The sequence below is a fragment of the Saccharospirillum sp. genome (assembly GCF_040881935.1).
Classification (GTDB): domain Bacteria; phylum Pseudomonadota; class Gammaproteobacteria; order Pseudomonadales; family Natronospirillaceae; genus Saccharospirillum.
Map to the genome: position 1 here is coordinate 20,339 of NZ_JBBECH010000056.1, position 16,022 is coordinate 36,360.

A 16,022-nucleotide genomic window follows, 5' to 3' on the forward strand; every position below is an offset into this window, starting at 1 on the left:
AAGGGACACTGAAAAATACTATGTTGGCAAACTGGCGCTTTCATTTCGTCCAAATCGTACTGCTGGCTCTGCTGGCGGTGGTGGTTTGGCGTGTGCTCAGTTTGCAGGTGCTCGATAAAGAGTTTCTGATCGATCAGGGTACGTCGCGCTGGCAGCGTGTTGAGGTTATTAACGCGCCACGCGGCATGCTGACCGATCGTCATGGCGAGCCGGTGGCTGTTAGTACGCCCGTGGTATCTGTCTGGGCAGACCCGCGTGAACTGAGCGCATCCGATCTCGGTCGCCTGGCCGAAGCCTCCGATGTGAGCGAACTTACTCTGGCCGCCAGGCGTCAGCAACATCGTGCTTTTATGTACGTAACCCGTCATTTGGCGCCAGCTGAGGCGGAGGAGATTCTGGCGCTGGAAATTCCCGGCGTTTATGGCCTGACGGAGTACAAGCGCTACTACCCGGCGGGCGAAGTGGCCAGCCATGTTGTCGGTATTACCGATATTGATGATCGCGGACAGGAAGGCATTGAGCTGGCCTATGACCGTCAGTTGCAGTCCCGGGCCGGTAAAAAAGAAGTCATACGGGACCTGATCGGCCGTTCGGTGCGCGATGTTGGTGAGCTTGAAGCGCCCAAAGCCGGTCGCGATCTGAGTCTGACCATTGATCTTCGGTTGCAGTACCTGGCGTATCGCGAACTGAAAAAAGCCGTTACCCAAATGGGTGCAACGGGTGGTTCGGTGGTGGTGATGGACGTGCACACCGGTGATGTGCTGGCGATGGTGAATCAGCCCGGCTTCAACCCCAACAACCGGGCGAGTATGTCGCCAGCCTCCATGCGCAACCGTGCCATGACCGACCAGTTTGAACCGGGCTCGGTGATGAAGCCTATTAGCATGGCAGTAGCCCTGCAAAGTGGCCAGTTTCAGCCGGATACCGTGATTGATACGAGCCCTGGGTATATGAAGCTGGGTACCTACACCATTCGCGATTTTCGCAATTACGGTGAATTGGATCTGACCGACATCATCACTAAGTCGAGCAACATCGGCATGGCCAGGGTCGCCTTGCAACTGGAGGGTCAGGATATCTGGGACATGCTTTATGCGCTGGGTCTGGGCCAGAGCACCGCGATCGGCTACCCGGGCGAAGCCGTAGGCCGGTTGCCTAATCAGGTTGAATGGCGGCCGGTTGAGCAGGCATCGATGGCCTATGGCTATGGTATTGCTGTGACCCCACTGCAACTGGCCCAAGCGTATTCGACCCTGGCCAACGGCGGACATAGGGTCAACGCCCGAATTCTGATGGACGCTCCCATTGAAACTGGTCCTCAGGTGCTGTCTGAGGAGATTTCCCGTCAGGTATTGGCAATGATGGAGACCGTGGTGCAACCCAGTGGTACTGGCACCGCGGCTGCACTGGACTGGTATAGTGTCGCGGGTAAAACCGGTACCGTGCATAAAGTCGGTGGCGAGGGCTATATTGATGATCGCTATATGTCGACCTTTGTCGGCGTGGCACCGGTACAGAACCCAGAAGTCGTGACGGTCGTGGTGATTAACGAGCCCCCGTCAGACGCCTATTACGGGGGTCGTGTTGCCGCGCCGGTGTTCAGCGGTATTATGCGCCAGGCTTTGCCACTGCTGGGCGTCGAGCCCGACCAGATTCCGCCCCAGGCCCGCATGGAGGATGACCAATGATGCCTCTGCGTATTGGCTTGCCCGGGTTTCCCGAGTTATCAAATCTTGCAGTACGGGACCTGACGCTCGATAGCCGTGAAGTGGGCCGCAATGATGTGTTCATCGCCCTGAAAGGCGCGGCCTTTGACGGTCACGATTATATCGACGCAGCGGTCAAAGCCGGTGCTGTGGCCGTGATTGCTGAACATCCGGTGGAAAATGTTCCAGTGCCTGTCGTGGTGATGTCCGATTTGCGGGCTCGCCTGGGTGATTTGGCGCATGACTTTTATCAGGCACCCAGCGAGCAACTTCAGTTAATTGGTGTTACCGGCACCAACGGCAAGACCTCGACCTGTCAGTACATTGCCCAATCGCTGGATTATCTGGGCAAGCGTTGCGGCATCATTGGCACTAACGGTCAGGGGCTGTGGGGCGCCTTGCAGGAAACACTGAATACAACGCCGGATGTGGTGCGACTGCATCGTGAACTGGCTCGCCAGCGGGGTCAGGGTGGGCGTTTCTGTGCGATGGAAGTGTCGTCGCACGGTCTCGATCAGGGCCGGGTTGCCGGTATTCATTACAAGACGGCCGTATTCACCAATCTGAGTCGCGACCATCTCGACTATCACGGCACCATGGAAGCCTATGGCAACGCCAAGTGGACTCTACTGCAGTGGCCGGGCCTGGTGAATGCGATTGTGAACCTCGACGACGCCTGGGTGCAGCAGCACCTCGACAGCATTCGTGCCGAGCGGGTCCTTACCTTTGGTCATGCGCAGCGGGCTGATGTTCGCGTGGTATCGCATCAGTGTCATCCGGGTGGCATTGATGCGGTGGTCGCCACGCCCTGGGGGGAAACCGAGTTGAATTTGCCGTTGCTCGGTCAGTTTAATCTGAGCAACGCCCTGGCGGCCTTTTCGGTGCTGTTGTCGGAGTCGGTACCGCTGTCGACCGCCGCGCGCGTGTTGTCGACTCTGCGCCCGGTTAAGGGTCGTATGGAAAAACTGACCCTGAGCTCTGGCCTGACTGTGGTCGTTGATTACGCTCACACGCCAGATGCCCTGGCCAAAGCCCTGGCGGCTTGTCGGGACCATGTGTCTGGCCGCCTGGGTGTGATTTTCGGTTGTGGCGGAGATCGTGATGCCGGAAAACGACCGGAAATGGCTGTTGCCGCGGAACAGGGTGCTGACTTTGTAGTGGTTACTGACGACAACCCCCGAGGTGAAAATTCTGCGGCAATTCTGGCCGATATTCGTCAGGGTTTTGCACGACCTGTACAGGTGACTGACATTCCGGATCGGCGTTCGGCCATCGAACAAACGCTGGCGCGTTGCGGTTCCGGGGATGTCTTGTTGATTGCAGGTAAAGGCCATGAAGCCTACCAGGAAATTAACGGTACGCGGCATCCGTTTTCCGATCAGGACACGGTACTGGCATGGCAGGAGGTGCATAATGTGGAGTAACCCGACACTGAGTCAGTGGGCCTCTGCCTGTCAGGGAACGCTGATTGGCGAAGACCAGATTATTACCGAGATTTCAACCGATAGCCGCACCGTTAACGCCGGGGATGCGTATGTGGCGCTGGTCGGTGAACAGTTCGATGGCCACAGCTATGTACCGACGGCCCTTCAAAAGCAGGCGTCGGCCATTGTTGTGCAGCAGGCGCTGGCCGAGTGCCCGGTCCCGCAAGTCGTTGTCGATGATACGCGCAAGGCGCTGGGTTTGTTGGCCGGCCTGCTGCGCAATGCCTTTGACGGTCAGGTGGTGGCGATAACCGGCAGCGCTGGCAAAACCTCCACTCGCTCGATGCTGCAGCACATTTTTAGCCAGCAGCCTGGTTTGCTGGCGACGCAAGGCAACTTTAACAACGATATCGGTGTGCCCAAAACCTGGTTCCGCCTGAGCGATCAGCACCAGCGCGTTCTGCTTGAAATGGGCGCCAGCGCTGTTGGCGAGATTGAGTGGATGACGCGTTTTTCGCGGCCGCACATCAGCTTGTTGCTAAACGCTTCTGAAGCACACGCAGGCGGTTTTGGCGGGCTTGATAAGGTTCGGCAAGCCAAAGGCGAGATCCTGGAAGGTACCGAGCGCGATGGTGGCTGTGTGCTGAACCACGACGATCAGGGTTATCAGGGCTGGCTGAAACGGGCTGATGATCGTCGGGTCATCAGTTTTGGGCAGCACAGTCGGGCTGATGTCTGTTTGTTGTCATTCCAGGCCGCCGGTGCCGGCAGTGAATTTACCCTGTCGTTACCCGATGGTGATATCTCGGTGTCCTGGCCAATGCTGGGCAAGCACATGGCGCTGAATGCAGCCGCAGCGGCGGCAACTGCCTACCTGGCGGGCGTTTCACCGCTGGATATCGCCGAAGGCTTATCGCAGATGCAACCGGAGCCCGGCCGTCTTGAACCATTGATGTCCCGGCACGGTGGCATGCTGATTCACGATGCCTATAACGCCAGCCCGGCGTCGGTAAAAGCCGCCATTGATGTGCTGGCAGAACAGGGCAGCGATACCTTGTTGATTCTGGGTGATATGGGTGAGCTCGGAGCCAATAGTCAGGCCCTGCACCACGATCTGGGCGTTTATGCCCGGGGTCGGATTCAGTCGCTCTGGACTGTCGGGTCTGAGTCAGTCGCGACCGCCGAGGCGTTTGGCGGTCAGTCGTTTGAAACCATAGCGCAATTGCTGGATGCGTTGTCATCCCGGTTGACGAAAGCCACCGCAGTACTGGTGAAGGGATCACGCAGTGCAGGCATGGAACGGGTCGTAGAAACCCTGAAAAGGAAACCTTGATGTTTGTTTGGTTGACACAGTACCTCATTCAGCTCCATTCCGGCTTCGGTGTGTTGCAGTACCTCACACTGAGAGCCATTTTTGGAGTGCTGACGGCCCTCGGCGTATCACTGATTCTGGGCCCCTGGCTGATTCGGACGCTGCGTCAATACCAGATCGGACAATCGGTGCGCACCGATGGGCCACAAAGTCATTTGAGCAAGGCCGGTACGCCGACCATGGGCGGTGCCCTGATTCTCGTGTCGATCATCGTTTCCACGCTGTTGTGGGCTGATCTTGGCAATTACTACATCTGGATTACGGTGCTGGTTACCGCCGGGTTCGGCGCCATTGGCTGGGTCGATGATTACCGCAAGGTGGTCAAGCGCAACAGCCGCGGGTTACCGGCCCGTTGGAAATATTTGTGGCAGTCGGTGGTTGGCCTGGGCGGCGCCCTGGCGTTGTTCTGGGCGTCGGGGGATTACATTGTGGCGAACACTTTGTATGTGCCGTTTTTCAAGAACATTGCCATCGTTCTTGGCGGGTTTTTTGTGGTGTTGGCCTATTTCGTTATTGTCGGCACATCCAATGCGGTCAACCTGACCGATGGCCTCGACGGCCTGGCCATTCTGCCCACGGTACTGGTCGGTGGCGCACTGGGCGTGCTGGCCTACGTCGGTGGCAATACAGTGTATTCGGAATATTTGCAGATCCCCTATGTGCCAGGTGCAGGGGAGCTGATCATCATTTGCGGTTCACTGGTCGGTGCCGGGCTGGGCTTTCTGTGGTTCAACACCTACCCGGCGCAGGTGTTCATGGGCGACGTTGGCTCGCTGGCGCTGGGTGCTTGTCTCGGCGTTATGGCGGTGATCGTTCGGCAGGAACTGGTGCTGTTCATTATGGGGGGTGTCTTTGTCGCTGAGACGGTATCGGTCATTTTGCAGGTCGCATCCTACAAACTGACCGGCAGACGCATTTTTCGGATGGCGCCCTTGCACCACCACTATGAATTAAAAGGCTGGCCCGAGCCCCGGGTCATTGTTCGTTTCTGGATCATCACCGTGATTCTGGTGCTGATCGGTTTGGCAACGTTGAAGATTCGCTGATATGACACTGATAGCGGCAGACACACAGTATTTGGTCGTGGGCCTTGGGGTTACCGGGCTGTCGTGTGTCCGTTATTTGTCGGCACAGGGCAAGTTGTGCTCGGTGATCGACAGTCGGCAAACGCCGCCCGGGCTCGATACGCTGCGTGCGGAGTTTCCGGACATCGAAGTCACTCTGGGTGGCTTTGATGCCGATGTCATGATTCGCGCAGACGTACTGGTGATGAGCCCGGGTGTGCCGCTATCGACGCCTGCTGTCCAAGCCGCACTGGCCAATGGCGTTCGGTTGAGTAGTGACATTGAGCTGTTTTGTCAGGCGCACCAGGGGCGTACGGTGCTGATCACAGGTTCCAACGCCAAATCGACCGTGACCAGTTGGGTGGCTGACGTTGCCCGGCACGCGGGAATGTCCCACGTTGTCGGTGGCAATCTTGGTCAGCCAGCGTTGACCTTGCTGGATCAACCGGTTGATCTGGCGATTCTGGAGCTGTCGAGTTTTCAGCTTGAACTGGTCGGGCCATTGCGCGCTGATGTGGCCACGGTGCTGAACGTATCCGAAGACCATCAAGACCGTTACCCAAGCTTTGCGGCCTACCAGCAAACCAAGCAGCGCATTTATTTTGGCTGCCGCCACGCTGTTTTTAACCGGGACGATCCTTTGACCGCACCGTTGTTACCGAGCGGCGTTGCTCAAACGTCTTTTGGTCTGGGTCAGCCCGATCTGAAGCAGTTTGGGGTTCTGGAGCGCGATGGCGAGGCCTGGCTGGCTCGTGGTCAGGAAGCCTGGCTTAAGGCGAGCGAGGTTGCGTTGCCTGGCCGCCATAATCGTAATAATGCGCTGGCTGTTATGGCGCTGGCCGATGTCATAGGCCTCGACCATGACGCCATTGTCGCCTCATTGCGTCAGTTCAAAGGCTTGCCGCACCGCTGTGAACCGGTCGGGTCGATCAACGGCGTTCAGTTTGTGAATGACTCGAAAGGCACCAATGTGGGCGCTACCCTGGCGGCCGTGGAGGGCCTGGGCCGGGACCATCCGGGGCGTCTGATTCTATTGCTCGGTGGCCAGGGTAAAGGCGCTGATTTTAGCCCGCTGCGGGGGCCGGTCGCACAGTTGTGCAAGTCGTCCTGGGTATTTGGTCAGGATCAGGCGCAGATCGTAGCGGCACTGGCGGTCGGGGATCAGGGTGGCAGCGTGTACTGCGTGGAGACAATGGAACAGGCATTGGCCGGAGCCGAGGCCGAGTCCGTTGCTGGCGACATTGTTCTGCTGTCGCCCGCCTGTGCCAGTTTCGATCAGTTCAACGATTTTCAGCATCGGGGTGATGTCTTCCGGTCCTGGGTGGAGGCGCGCCTATGACGGCTCAGGCGAATGCTTTGCCGTTGCTGTCCGGTCGTCTGGCCGTGGCCTACCAGCCTTTGTGGCAACCCGATCGAATGTTGCTGGGAACCAGCATGGCATTGTTGCTGATTGGTCTGGTGATGATCGGCTCGGCGTCCATCGACGTCAGTGAACAGACCTTTGGCGTGCCACATCACTTTGTGTTGCGCCACTTTATATACATGGTGCTTGGGTTGGGTCTTGCTTACCTGGTCAGCGCGGTGCCGATGCGTTTGTGGCAATCCTTCAGTTGGTTGCTGCTGGTGTTGGCCATGGTTCTGCTGGTGCTGGTGCTTATTCCGGGCATTGGCCGGGAAGTTAAGGGCAGCTGGCGCTGGATCGATCTGGGTCCGATAGGGTTTCAGCCCTCCGAGCTGGGCAAAGTTGCCATGATTCTGTATGTGGCCTCCTATCTGGTGCGGCGCCGTGACGAAGTTATCAATCGTCTGTCCGGGTTTGTGAAACCGTTATTGGTCATGTCGATCATGGTGGTCCTGCTGTTGCTGGAACCGGATTTCGGCACCGTGGTTGTGGTCATTGGTACCATCCTCGGCATGCTGTTTCTGGGCGGCGTTAAAGCCGGGCAGTTTTTCCTGGCCGTGCTCGCCGCTGCAGGTGCCGTGACCCTGATGGCCTTTGCGCAGAGCTACCGGGTGCAACGACTGATGTCGTTCATGGACCCCTGGTCGGAAGAGAATGTCTATGGCAGTGGCTATCAGTTGACCCAGTCTTTAATCGCCTTTGGCCGGGGCGAATGGTTCGGTGTTGGCCTGGGTAATTCCATGCAGAAACTGTTCTACCTGCCGGAAGCTCATAACGATTTTATTCTGGCCATTATCGGTGAAGAGTTGGGCCTGGTCGGGGTCATGACCGTGCTGGCGCTGTTTACAGCACTCATCTACCGGATGTTTGCCATTGGTCGGCTGGCTGAACAAAAAGGGTATTTGTTTGGTGCCTTTGTCAGCTACGGCATCGCGATGCTGTTTTCAATCCAGATCTTTATCAACGTCGGCGTGAACACCGGCTTGCTGCCTACCAAAGGGCTGACCTTGCCGTTTGTGAGTGCTGGTGGCACCAGTTTACTGGTTTGCATGGCGCTGGTGGCGCTGGTCAATCGCGTTTATGGCGAAACCTTGCGCATGAGCGCCAAGGGGGCTTCATGAAGCGGGTATTGATTATGGCGGGCGGTACCGGTGGGCATATCTTTCCCGCCATGGCCGTCGCCGAGGCGCTGCAGGAAGCGGGTTATGCCGTGAGCTGGCTGGGCGCACGCCGGGGCATGGAAATGACACTGGTGCCCAGGGCGGGTTATGACCTTCATGCTTTGTCGGTTTCGGCCTGGCAGGGTGGTGGCCTGATACGCAAGCTGCTGGCGCCACTGAACCTGATTCGTGCGTTGCTGCAAGCCTGGTCAGTGATGGGCCGGTTGCGCCCCGCTGTGGTTGTCGGTTTTGGTGGCTACGCCTCAGCTCCGGGTGGTTTGGCGGCCCTGATGCGGCGAGTGCCGCTGGTATTACATGAACAAAATGGCATTCCCGGTCTGACCAATGCGCGCCTTGCCGGGAGTGCTACCCGGGTATTACAGGCTTTTCCCGGCACCTTTACCGGTGATGTCGACGTTGTGGGTAACCCGGTGCGCCAAGCCTTGCTGGCACTGGCCGAACCGGTCCAGCGCGGCCTCGGCGGACATCGCCGTCTGAGAGTGCTGGTGATGGGTGGTAGCCAGGGCGCTCAGGCGCTGAACGAAGTGGTTCCCCGGGCGGTTGCTCAGTTGTCCCAGACGGCACGGCCTGAACTCTGGCATCAGGCGGGTCGTGACAAGGTTGAGGCGACCCTGGCCGATTATCACGCTGCCGGAGTCGACGGCAGCGTGGTCGAATTTATTGATGATATGGCCAGGGCCTATGCCTGGGCCGATCTGGTGGTTTGCCGCAGCGGTGCATCAACGGTGTCGGAACTGGCCGCCGTGGGTGCCTACAGCATTCTGGTGCCTTACCCCTGGCACCGGGACCGGCAGCAATACCGCAATGCGCAATGGCTGGTGGATGAACAGGCCGCTGAATTGATTGACCAGGCGGACTTTACCGCTGCCTGGTTGGCGGAACGCCTGGCTTACTGGCACAGCCACCGAACAGAATTGAAAGCCCGGGCCACGAACAGTTGGCGCTGTGGCATACGGGATTCCGCACACCGTGTGGTTTCCGTGATTAACGAATTGGCAGTGGAGAATGCGGCATGACACGCCTGGATCTGAACAACGAACAGGAATTCCCGATTCCCGAAATGCGCCGCATACGTCGCATTCACTTTATTGGCATCGGCGGCGTCGGCATGTGTGGCATCGCCGAGGTGTTGCACAACCAGGGCTATAACATCAGCGGGTCGGACCTGAAAGACAGTGTCACTACCGAACGGTTGGCTGCCATGGGCGTCACCGTCTTTATCGGTCACGACGAAAACAACGTTGCCGGTGCCGATGTCGTGGTTGTATCCAGCGCCATCAACCCGCTCAACCCGGAAGTAAAGTGGGCTCTGGATCGCCGTATTCCTGTGGTTCGCCGGGCTGAAATGCTGGCCGAACTGATGCGCTACCGGCATGGCATTGCCATTGCGGGTGCCCACGGCAAAACCACGACAACATCGCTGATGGCGTCGGTCATGGCCCAGGGTGGTTTTGACCCGACTTTTGTAATCGGTGGCAAGCTAAACAGTGCGGGCAGCAATGCCCGCCTGGGTACGAGCCGCTATCTGGTAGCCGAAGCCGATGAAAGCGATGCGTCCTTCCTGCATCTGCAGCCGATGACGGCGGTCGTTACCAACATCGATGCCGATCATATGGATACCTACGAGGGCGATTTCGAAAAGCTTAAGGACACCTACATCCAGTTTCTGCACAACCTGCCGTTTTACGGCCTGGCTGTGCTCTGCGCCGATGATGAGCACATTCAGTCCATTCTGCCGCGCCTGTCGCGCCAGTTTGTGACCTACGGGCTGGGCTCAGACGCCGACTACCGGGCCGTGGATGTCCGTCAGATCAGCGGCCGCACTGAGTTCCGGGTGCACCGGCCAAGCGGGCATGAGCCGCTGGACATCGTGTTGCACATGCCCGGTATGCACAACGTGATGAATGCCTTGGCGGTGGTCGCAGTCACGACCGATGAAGGCATGACCGACGACGCCATTTGCCAGGGGTTGAATGGCTTTGAAGGGGTCGGTCGGCGGTTTCAGTTGCAGGGTGAATACCCGGTGCCCGGTGGTGAAGTGATGCTGGTCGACGATTATGGACATCATCCGCGTGAACTGGAAGTGACCTTCGATGCCATTCGCCAGGGCTGGCCGGACCGGCGACTGGTGGTGATGTTTCAACCGCATCGTTTTAGCCGCACACGTGATTTGTATGAAGACTTCGTCGATGTGTTGTCGAAGGTCGATGTGTTGCTGTTGCTGGATGTGTATCCGGCGGGTGAGGAGACCATTGCTGGTGCCGATGGCCGCAGCCTTAGCCGCAGCATTCGACTGCGTGGCCGGGTAGACCCGATTTTTATCGAACACAAAGAGAAAGTGCTGGAGATTTTGCCGGACGTACTGCATGCCGGTGACATCCTGTTGACGCAAGGTGCGGGTGATGTCGGGGCGTTATCGGCTGACATTGCCGCCGCAAAGCTGGGGTTCAAATCATGACTCGGGCGGTCATCGACAACAGTGCTGCAACCCTGCGTCGTTTCCCACGGGTAGGCGTGGTGTACGGAGGGCTGTCGGCTGAGCGCGACGTCGCTCTGGGCAGTGGCCGCACGGTAATCAGGGCGCTGAATGAAGCGGGATATCAGGTCGCAGAACACGACGTTACTGGCCGCGCCGCGCTGATCAACTGGTTGCAAACCACTGAACTGGATGTGGTGTTCCCGGTACTGCACGGCCGCGGTGGGGAAGACGGTACGCTGCAAGGTTTGCTGGAGTGGTTGGGCATTCCTTACGTCGGCAGCGGTGTGCTGGCCTCGGCGCTGGCTATGGATAAATTGCGCAGCAAGTGGGTGTTTGGCAGTGCCCAGATCGCCACGCCACCCTTTGCGGTGGTGCGCTCGGCCGAAGAATGCGCCGCTCTGGCCAACCAACTTGAATACCCGGTAATGGTGAAGCCGGTGCACGAGGGTTCGAGCATTGGCATGAGCCGGGTCGAGGATGCCTCTGGCCTGAGTGAAGCCTGCGCGCTGGCATTCCGGTTCGATACCGAAGTCATGATCGAACAGTTTGTGATGGGTAAAGAATACACCGTAGCGGTAATCGGTGATCAGGCGTTGCCGGTCATTGGCCTGCAGCCAGCGTCCGGGTTTTATGACTACAACGCCAAATATATTTCTGACGATACCCAGTATGCGTTGCCTTCGGGATTGTCGGAAGCGATGGAAGCAGAGGTACAAGCTCTCTCCATTAAAGCGTTCCAGGCGCTGGGCTGCCAGGGGTGGGGTCGGGTCGACCTGATGATGGACAGCGCCGGTCAGCCCTTTGTGCTGGAGGTAAACACCATTCCGGGCATGACTGACCACAGCCTGGTGCCGAAAGCGTCGGTGGCGCATGGCTGGCCGCTGCCGAAGTTGATGCACCGCATTCTGGCGACGGTACCGGAGCAGCGGGCGTGACGGATTATAAACGACGCGGTCAGGGCGCTGTGCCGCGCAAGCCCAGCAAGCCGCCACGCGACTGGCGGCGGGCATTGCGCCTTACTGCGCAGGCGCTGGGTGCTGGTTTGGTCATTGCGGTATTGGTTGTCGGTGGACGCTGGGTAGCGCATCAGGATCTGGCGCGGGATTGGCGCCCCATGGCCGTGACCACCTGGGAAGTGAATGAAATTCTGGTGTACGAAGACCGGGCGCGGCTGGACGCAGTGATGGAATCGTTTCGGGGCCGTAGCTTGCTGACCATCGCGCCGGGTGACGTGCAGCAAAGGCTGGAACAGCTGCCGTGGATTGCCGAGGTAAGCGTCACCAAAGCCTGGCCCGACCGGTTGCAACTGGCCGTCACCGAGCACGAACCGGTGGCACGCTGGAACGGGGATCAGGTGTTGAACAGCGACGGCGAGCCGTTGAGTCGCCCGGTAGCCGAGCTGGTATTGGCGGAATTGAATGGGCCGAATGCGGCCGCCAAGCGGGTGATGGAGCAGTACCTGCAGTTCAGCCGGGTATTTTCCGGTGCAGGCCAGCGGCTTAATGGTGTTCATATGCACCGTCGTGGTGCATGGACGGTGACGCTGGACAGTGGCATCGAGGTCGAGTTGGGCTCCAAAGACATGCTGGCAAGAACACGTCGGGTGGTTGTGCTGCTGAATGCAGAGGGCGTAGCCCCCGACACGATTGAATACATTGATGCGCGGTATCCGAACGGTCTGGCCGTCGGGCACCGGGCATCTTCTGAACCATCGGTATGAGGTGAGAGATGACATCGCCGTTTCAGGGAAAATTGATCGTCGGTCTGGATATTGGCACATCCAAGGTCGTCGCTATCGTGGGTACGGTGACGGCCGAAGGCGGCATTGAAATTGTTGGCCTGGGGTCACACCCGTCTCGCGGTTTGAAAAAAGGGGTGGTGGTGAATATAGAGTCCACCGTCCAGAGTATTCAGCGCGCCGTTGAGGAAGCTGAATTGATGTCTGGCTGCGACATACATTCTGTTTATGTCGGTATCGCGGGCAGTCACATCAGCAGCCTGAACAGCCATGGCATTGTTGCGATCAAGGAAAAGGAGGTGATCGAAGCCGACCTTGAGCGCGTGATCGATGCGGCCCAGGCCGTGGCCATTCCGGCTGACCAGCGGATTCTGCATATTTTGCCGCAGGAATACATCATCGATTCCCAGGAGGGCATCAAAGAGCCGCTGGGTATGTGTGGTGTGCGTCTTGAAGCGAAAGTACATCTGGTGACCGGTGCCCAGAATGCGGTGCAGAACATCGATAAATGCGTACGCCGCTGTGGCCTGGAAGTAGACCAGATCATTCTCGAACAACTCGCCTCCGCCCAGGCCGTATTGACAGACGATGAGCGCGAACTGGGCGTTTGCCTGGTCGATATCGGTGGCGGCACCACCGACATGGCGATTTTCACCGAAGGTGCGATTCGTCACACCGCGGTGATTCCGATTGCCGGGGACCAGGTGACCAACGACATTGCGATGGCGTTTGCGACCCCGACCCAGCACGCCGAGGAGATCAAGATCAAATACGCCTGCGCGCTGTCTCAACTGGCCGGGGCGCACGAAACCATCAAGGTGCCGAGCGTGGGTGATCGCAGCGCGCGCGAACTGACCCGTCAGGCCCTGGCCGAAGTGGTAGAGCCGCGCTACGAGGAACTGTTCAACCTGATCAAGTCGGAACTGCGCCGTAGCGGCTTCGAAGACATGATTCCGGCCGGTATCGTACTGACGGGCGGCACGGCCAAGATGGAAGGCGCGGTGGAATTGGCCGAAGAGGTGTTTCATGTACCCGTCCGGCTGGCTTACCCGCAAAACGTGTCGGGCCTGTCGGATGTGGTTTCCAACCCGATACACGCTACCGGCGTTGGCCTGCTGCAATACGGGTTGAAGCAACTCCAGGGTGGCAAACAACCGACCACTCGTGTGCGCAAGCAAGCTCAGGTGCCCAAAGAGAGCGCCTGGATTCGGTTTCGCAGCTGGATGGCTAATAATTTTTAACCATGCTTTTTAACAGCCGCTCCGGTTGGTTCGCTGGAGCTGAAAAAGGACGGTTGCTGCATTCAGGTCGTTAAGTGGCAACCAAGACAGGACGACCTTCACACATTCAGGGCACAGACCTTTGGGTCTGAAACAACAATATCCATTCTTAAAACAATGGAAGGAGCAGGAAAATGAAACATTATGATCCGGAAGTAAACGGCGGTGATATGTTCACACTCGTCGACGAACAGCCGCAAAGTGCGGTTATAAAGGTGTTTGGTTGCGGCGGCGGCGGCGGTAACGCGGTGCGGCATATGTTGCAATCGCATATAGAAGGCGTTGAGTTCATTTGCGCCAACACCGATGCCCAGGCGTTGCGGGGCGTGGAAGCCACGACTCAGTTACAGTTGGGTAATGGCATCACCCGCGGGCTGGGCGCCGGTGCGAATCCGGACGTTGGCCGTCAGGCGGCGCTGGAAGACCGTGAGCGCATTGCTGAGGTGCTCAAGGGCGCGGACATGGTGTTCATCACTGCTGGCATGGGTGGCGGTACGGGTACCGGTGCAGCCCCAGTTGTAGCTGAAGTGGCCAAAGAACTGGGCATCCTGACCGTAGCCGTGGTTACCAAGCCGTTTCCGTTCGAAGGCCGCCGCCGGATGAAGGTCGCCAACGACGGGCTGGACCTGTTGCGCGAACATGTTGATTCGCTGATCACCATCCCGAACGAGAAACTGCTGACCGTTTTGGGTAAGAATGTGACACTTTTGGAGGCTTTTTCCGAAGCCAATAATGTGCTCCTGAACGCAGTTCAGGGTGTTGCTGACCTGATCATACGTCCGGGTACCATCAACCTCGACTTCGCCGACGTCCGAACTGTGATGTCTGAAATGGGTATGGCGATGATGGGCAGTGGTATCGCTTCGGGTGAAGACCGTGCCGTGCGCGCCGCTGAAATGGCGATTCGCAGCCCGCTGCTTGAAGATGTCGACCTGCATGGTGCCAAGGGCATCCTGGTAAACATCTCCGCTGGCGTTGATTTGGGACTGGACGAATTCACTCAGGTAGGCGATACCATCGAAGAATTCGCTTCCGAAGATGCGACTGTAGTAGTTGGCACAGTTATTGATCCGGAATTGGGTGATGAAATACGTGTCACCGTGGTTGCGACTGGTATAGGCCAGGCCGAAGCCATGGCAGCCAAGCCCAAAGTAGCGGTTGATAATACTCGCAAAGCCGATGGCAGCGTCGACTATAAAAAGCTCGACCGTCCAACGGCCGTGCGTAATGCCAAGCCTGTGGAATCTGCGACAGAACAGAGCAAGCCTATGCGCAGCGCCAAAGACCTGGATTACCTCGATATTCCAGCCTTTTTACGCCGTCAGGCTGACTGAATCTGTACAGAAATTGCGTATGTTCGATGTCAGGCTTCTGCTAGAATGCTTGCCTGATAAAATTGACGGTGTTGAGCCAGGATTGACTGGCTGAACCATATAGTAGGATCGGAACGCATGGTGAAACAGAGAACACTCAAGAACCCAATTCGTGCCACAGGGGTGGGTTTGCACTCCGGCAAAAAGGTGTATCTGACGTTAAAACCTGCGCCCGTCGACACGGGTATCGTTTTCTGCCGAACGGATCTTGATCCGGTTGTGGAAATTCCTGCCCATGCCCTGAATGTGGGCGATACTACCTTGTCGACGACCCTGGTTAAGGGTGATGTCTGCATCGACACCGTCGAGCATTTGCTGTCAGCCTGCGCAGGCTTGGGCATCGATAATGCCTATATAGAAGTCAGCGCAGCCGAAGTACCGATTATGGATGGCAGTGCCGGTCCCTTCGTATTTCTGCTGCAGTCGGCCGGAATCGAAGAGCAGGGTAAGGCAAAACGATTTATTCGCATCAAGAAGCCGGTGATCGTGGAAGATGGCGATAAAATTGCCCGGTTTGAGCCCTACGAGGGTTTTGTTGTACGCTTCACTATTGATTTCGATCACCCGGTGTTTCGCGACCGGTCGCAGACGGCCGAGCTGGATTTCTCCACCACGGCCTTCGTGAAAGAGATCAGCCGGGCCCGGACCTTCGGCTTTATGCGCGATTTCGAGTACCTGAGAGCCAATAATTTGGCACTGGGTGCCAGTGTGAATAACGCAATCGCCGTTGACGATTACAAAATTCTGAACGAAGATGGGCTTCGATACGAAGACGAGTTCGTCAAGCACAAAGTGCTGGACGCCGTTGGCGACCTGTATTTGCTGGGCCACAGCCTGATTGGCCGCTTTGTCGGTTACAAATCAGGCCATGGCCTGAATAACTTGCTGCTGCGGGCCTTGCTCAAGCAGGAAGATGCCTGGGAGTTCGTGACTTTCGAAAATGAAGAGGCCGCTTCCGTGCCCATCGCTTATGCTCCGGTGCTTGCAACAAGCTAAGAGTTCA

The 16,022-nt window shown here is 57.8% G+C and carries 13 protein-coding genes; all 13 read left to right on the forward strand.

Annotated features, from left to right (window positions below):
* Window positions 1–20 precede the first annotated feature (20 nt).
* Window positions 21–1,688 carry a peptidoglycan D,D-transpeptidase FtsI family protein gene (locus tag WEB54_RS10160; RefSeq protein WP_368054849.1) on the forward strand — a complete coding sequence of 556 codons (1,668 nt, stop codon included), beginning with the start codon at window positions 21–23 and terminating at the stop codon, window positions 1,686–1,688.
* Window positions 1,685–3,130 (forward strand): UDP-N-acetylmuramoyl-L-alanyl-D-glutamate--2,6-diaminopimelate ligase, encoded by a 1,446-nt coding sequence (locus WEB54_RS10165; RefSeq protein ID WP_368055392.1) that lies wholly within the window; start codon window positions 1,685–1,687, stop codon window positions 3,128–3,130. Before WEB54_RS10160 ends, WEB54_RS10165 begins: the two co-directional genes overlap by 4 nt.
* Window positions 3,120–4,463 (forward strand): UDP-N-acetylmuramoyl-tripeptide--D-alanyl-D-alanine ligase, encoded by a 1,344-nt coding sequence (murF, locus tag WEB54_RS10170; RefSeq protein WP_368054845.1) that lies wholly within the window; start codon window positions 3,120–3,122, stop codon window positions 4,461–4,463. The genes WEB54_RS10165 and murF overlap by 11 nt, the downstream gene beginning before the upstream one ends.
* Window positions 4,463–5,548 carry a phospho-N-acetylmuramoyl-pentapeptide-transferase gene (gene mraY / locus WEB54_RS10175; RefSeq protein WP_368054843.1) on the forward strand — a complete coding sequence of 362 codons (1,086 nt, stop codon included), beginning with the start codon at window positions 4,463–4,465 and terminating at the stop codon, window positions 5,546–5,548. The genes murF and mraY overlap by 1 nt, the downstream gene beginning before the upstream one ends.
* A gap of 1 nt (window position 5,549) precedes the next feature.
* On the forward strand, window positions 5,550–6,905 hold the full coding sequence (gene murD, locus WEB54_RS10180; RefSeq protein WP_368055395.1) for a UDP-N-acetylmuramoyl-L-alanine--D-glutamate ligase: 1,356 nt from the start codon (window positions 5,550–5,552) through the stop codon (window positions 6,903–6,905).
* Entirely contained in the window at window positions 6,902–8,089 is a 1,188-nt protein-coding gene (gene ftsW / locus WEB54_RS10185) for a putative lipid II flippase FtsW (protein ID WP_368055396.1), read from the forward strand. The genes murD and ftsW overlap by 4 nt, the downstream gene beginning before the upstream one ends.
* Window positions 8,086–9,165 (forward strand): undecaprenyldiphospho-muramoylpentapeptide beta-N-acetylglucosaminyltransferase, encoded by a 1,080-nt coding sequence (murG, locus tag WEB54_RS10190; RefSeq protein ID WP_368054838.1) that lies wholly within the window; start codon window positions 8,086–8,088, stop codon window positions 9,163–9,165. The genes ftsW and murG overlap by 4 nt, the downstream gene beginning before the upstream one ends.
* A complete protein-coding gene (murC, locus tag WEB54_RS10195; RefSeq protein ID WP_368054836.1) occupies window positions 9,162–10,607 on the forward strand; it encodes a UDP-N-acetylmuramate--L-alanine ligase in 1,446 nt (481 codons plus the stop codon). The genes murG and murC overlap by 4 nt, the downstream gene beginning before the upstream one ends.
* Window positions 10,604–11,563: a D-alanine--D-alanine ligase gene (locus WEB54_RS10200; RefSeq protein ID WP_368054834.1), complete on the forward strand. Its 960-nt coding sequence runs from the start codon at window positions 10,604–10,606 to the stop codon at window positions 11,561–11,563. The genes murC and WEB54_RS10200 overlap by 4 nt, the downstream gene beginning before the upstream one ends.
* A complete protein-coding gene (locus tag WEB54_RS10205; protein WP_368054832.1) occupies window positions 11,560–12,348 on the forward strand; it encodes a cell division protein FtsQ/DivIB in 789 nt (262 codons plus the stop codon). The genes WEB54_RS10200 and WEB54_RS10205 overlap by 4 nt, the downstream gene beginning before the upstream one ends.
* An 8-nt stretch (window positions 12,349–12,356) precedes the next feature.
* Window positions 12,357–13,607 carry a cell division protein FtsA gene (gene ftsA / locus WEB54_RS10210; RefSeq protein ID WP_368054830.1) on the forward strand — a complete coding sequence of 417 codons (1,251 nt, stop codon included), beginning with the start codon at window positions 12,357–12,359 and terminating at the stop codon, window positions 13,605–13,607.
* 209 nt (window positions 13,608–13,816) lie between these two features.
* Window positions 13,817–14,980: a cell division protein FtsZ gene (gene ftsZ, locus WEB54_RS10215; protein ID WP_368054857.1), complete on the forward strand. Its 1,164-nt coding sequence runs from the start codon at window positions 13,817–13,819 to the stop codon at window positions 14,978–14,980.
* Window positions 14,981–15,097: 117 nt separating this feature from the next.
* Complete coding sequence (lpxC, locus tag WEB54_RS10220; protein ID WP_368054828.1) at window positions 15,098–16,015, forward strand: UDP-3-O-acyl-N-acetylglucosamine deacetylase; 918 nt, start codon at window positions 15,098–15,100, stop codon at window positions 16,013–16,015.
* Window positions 16,016–16,022: the final 7 nt, after the last annotated feature.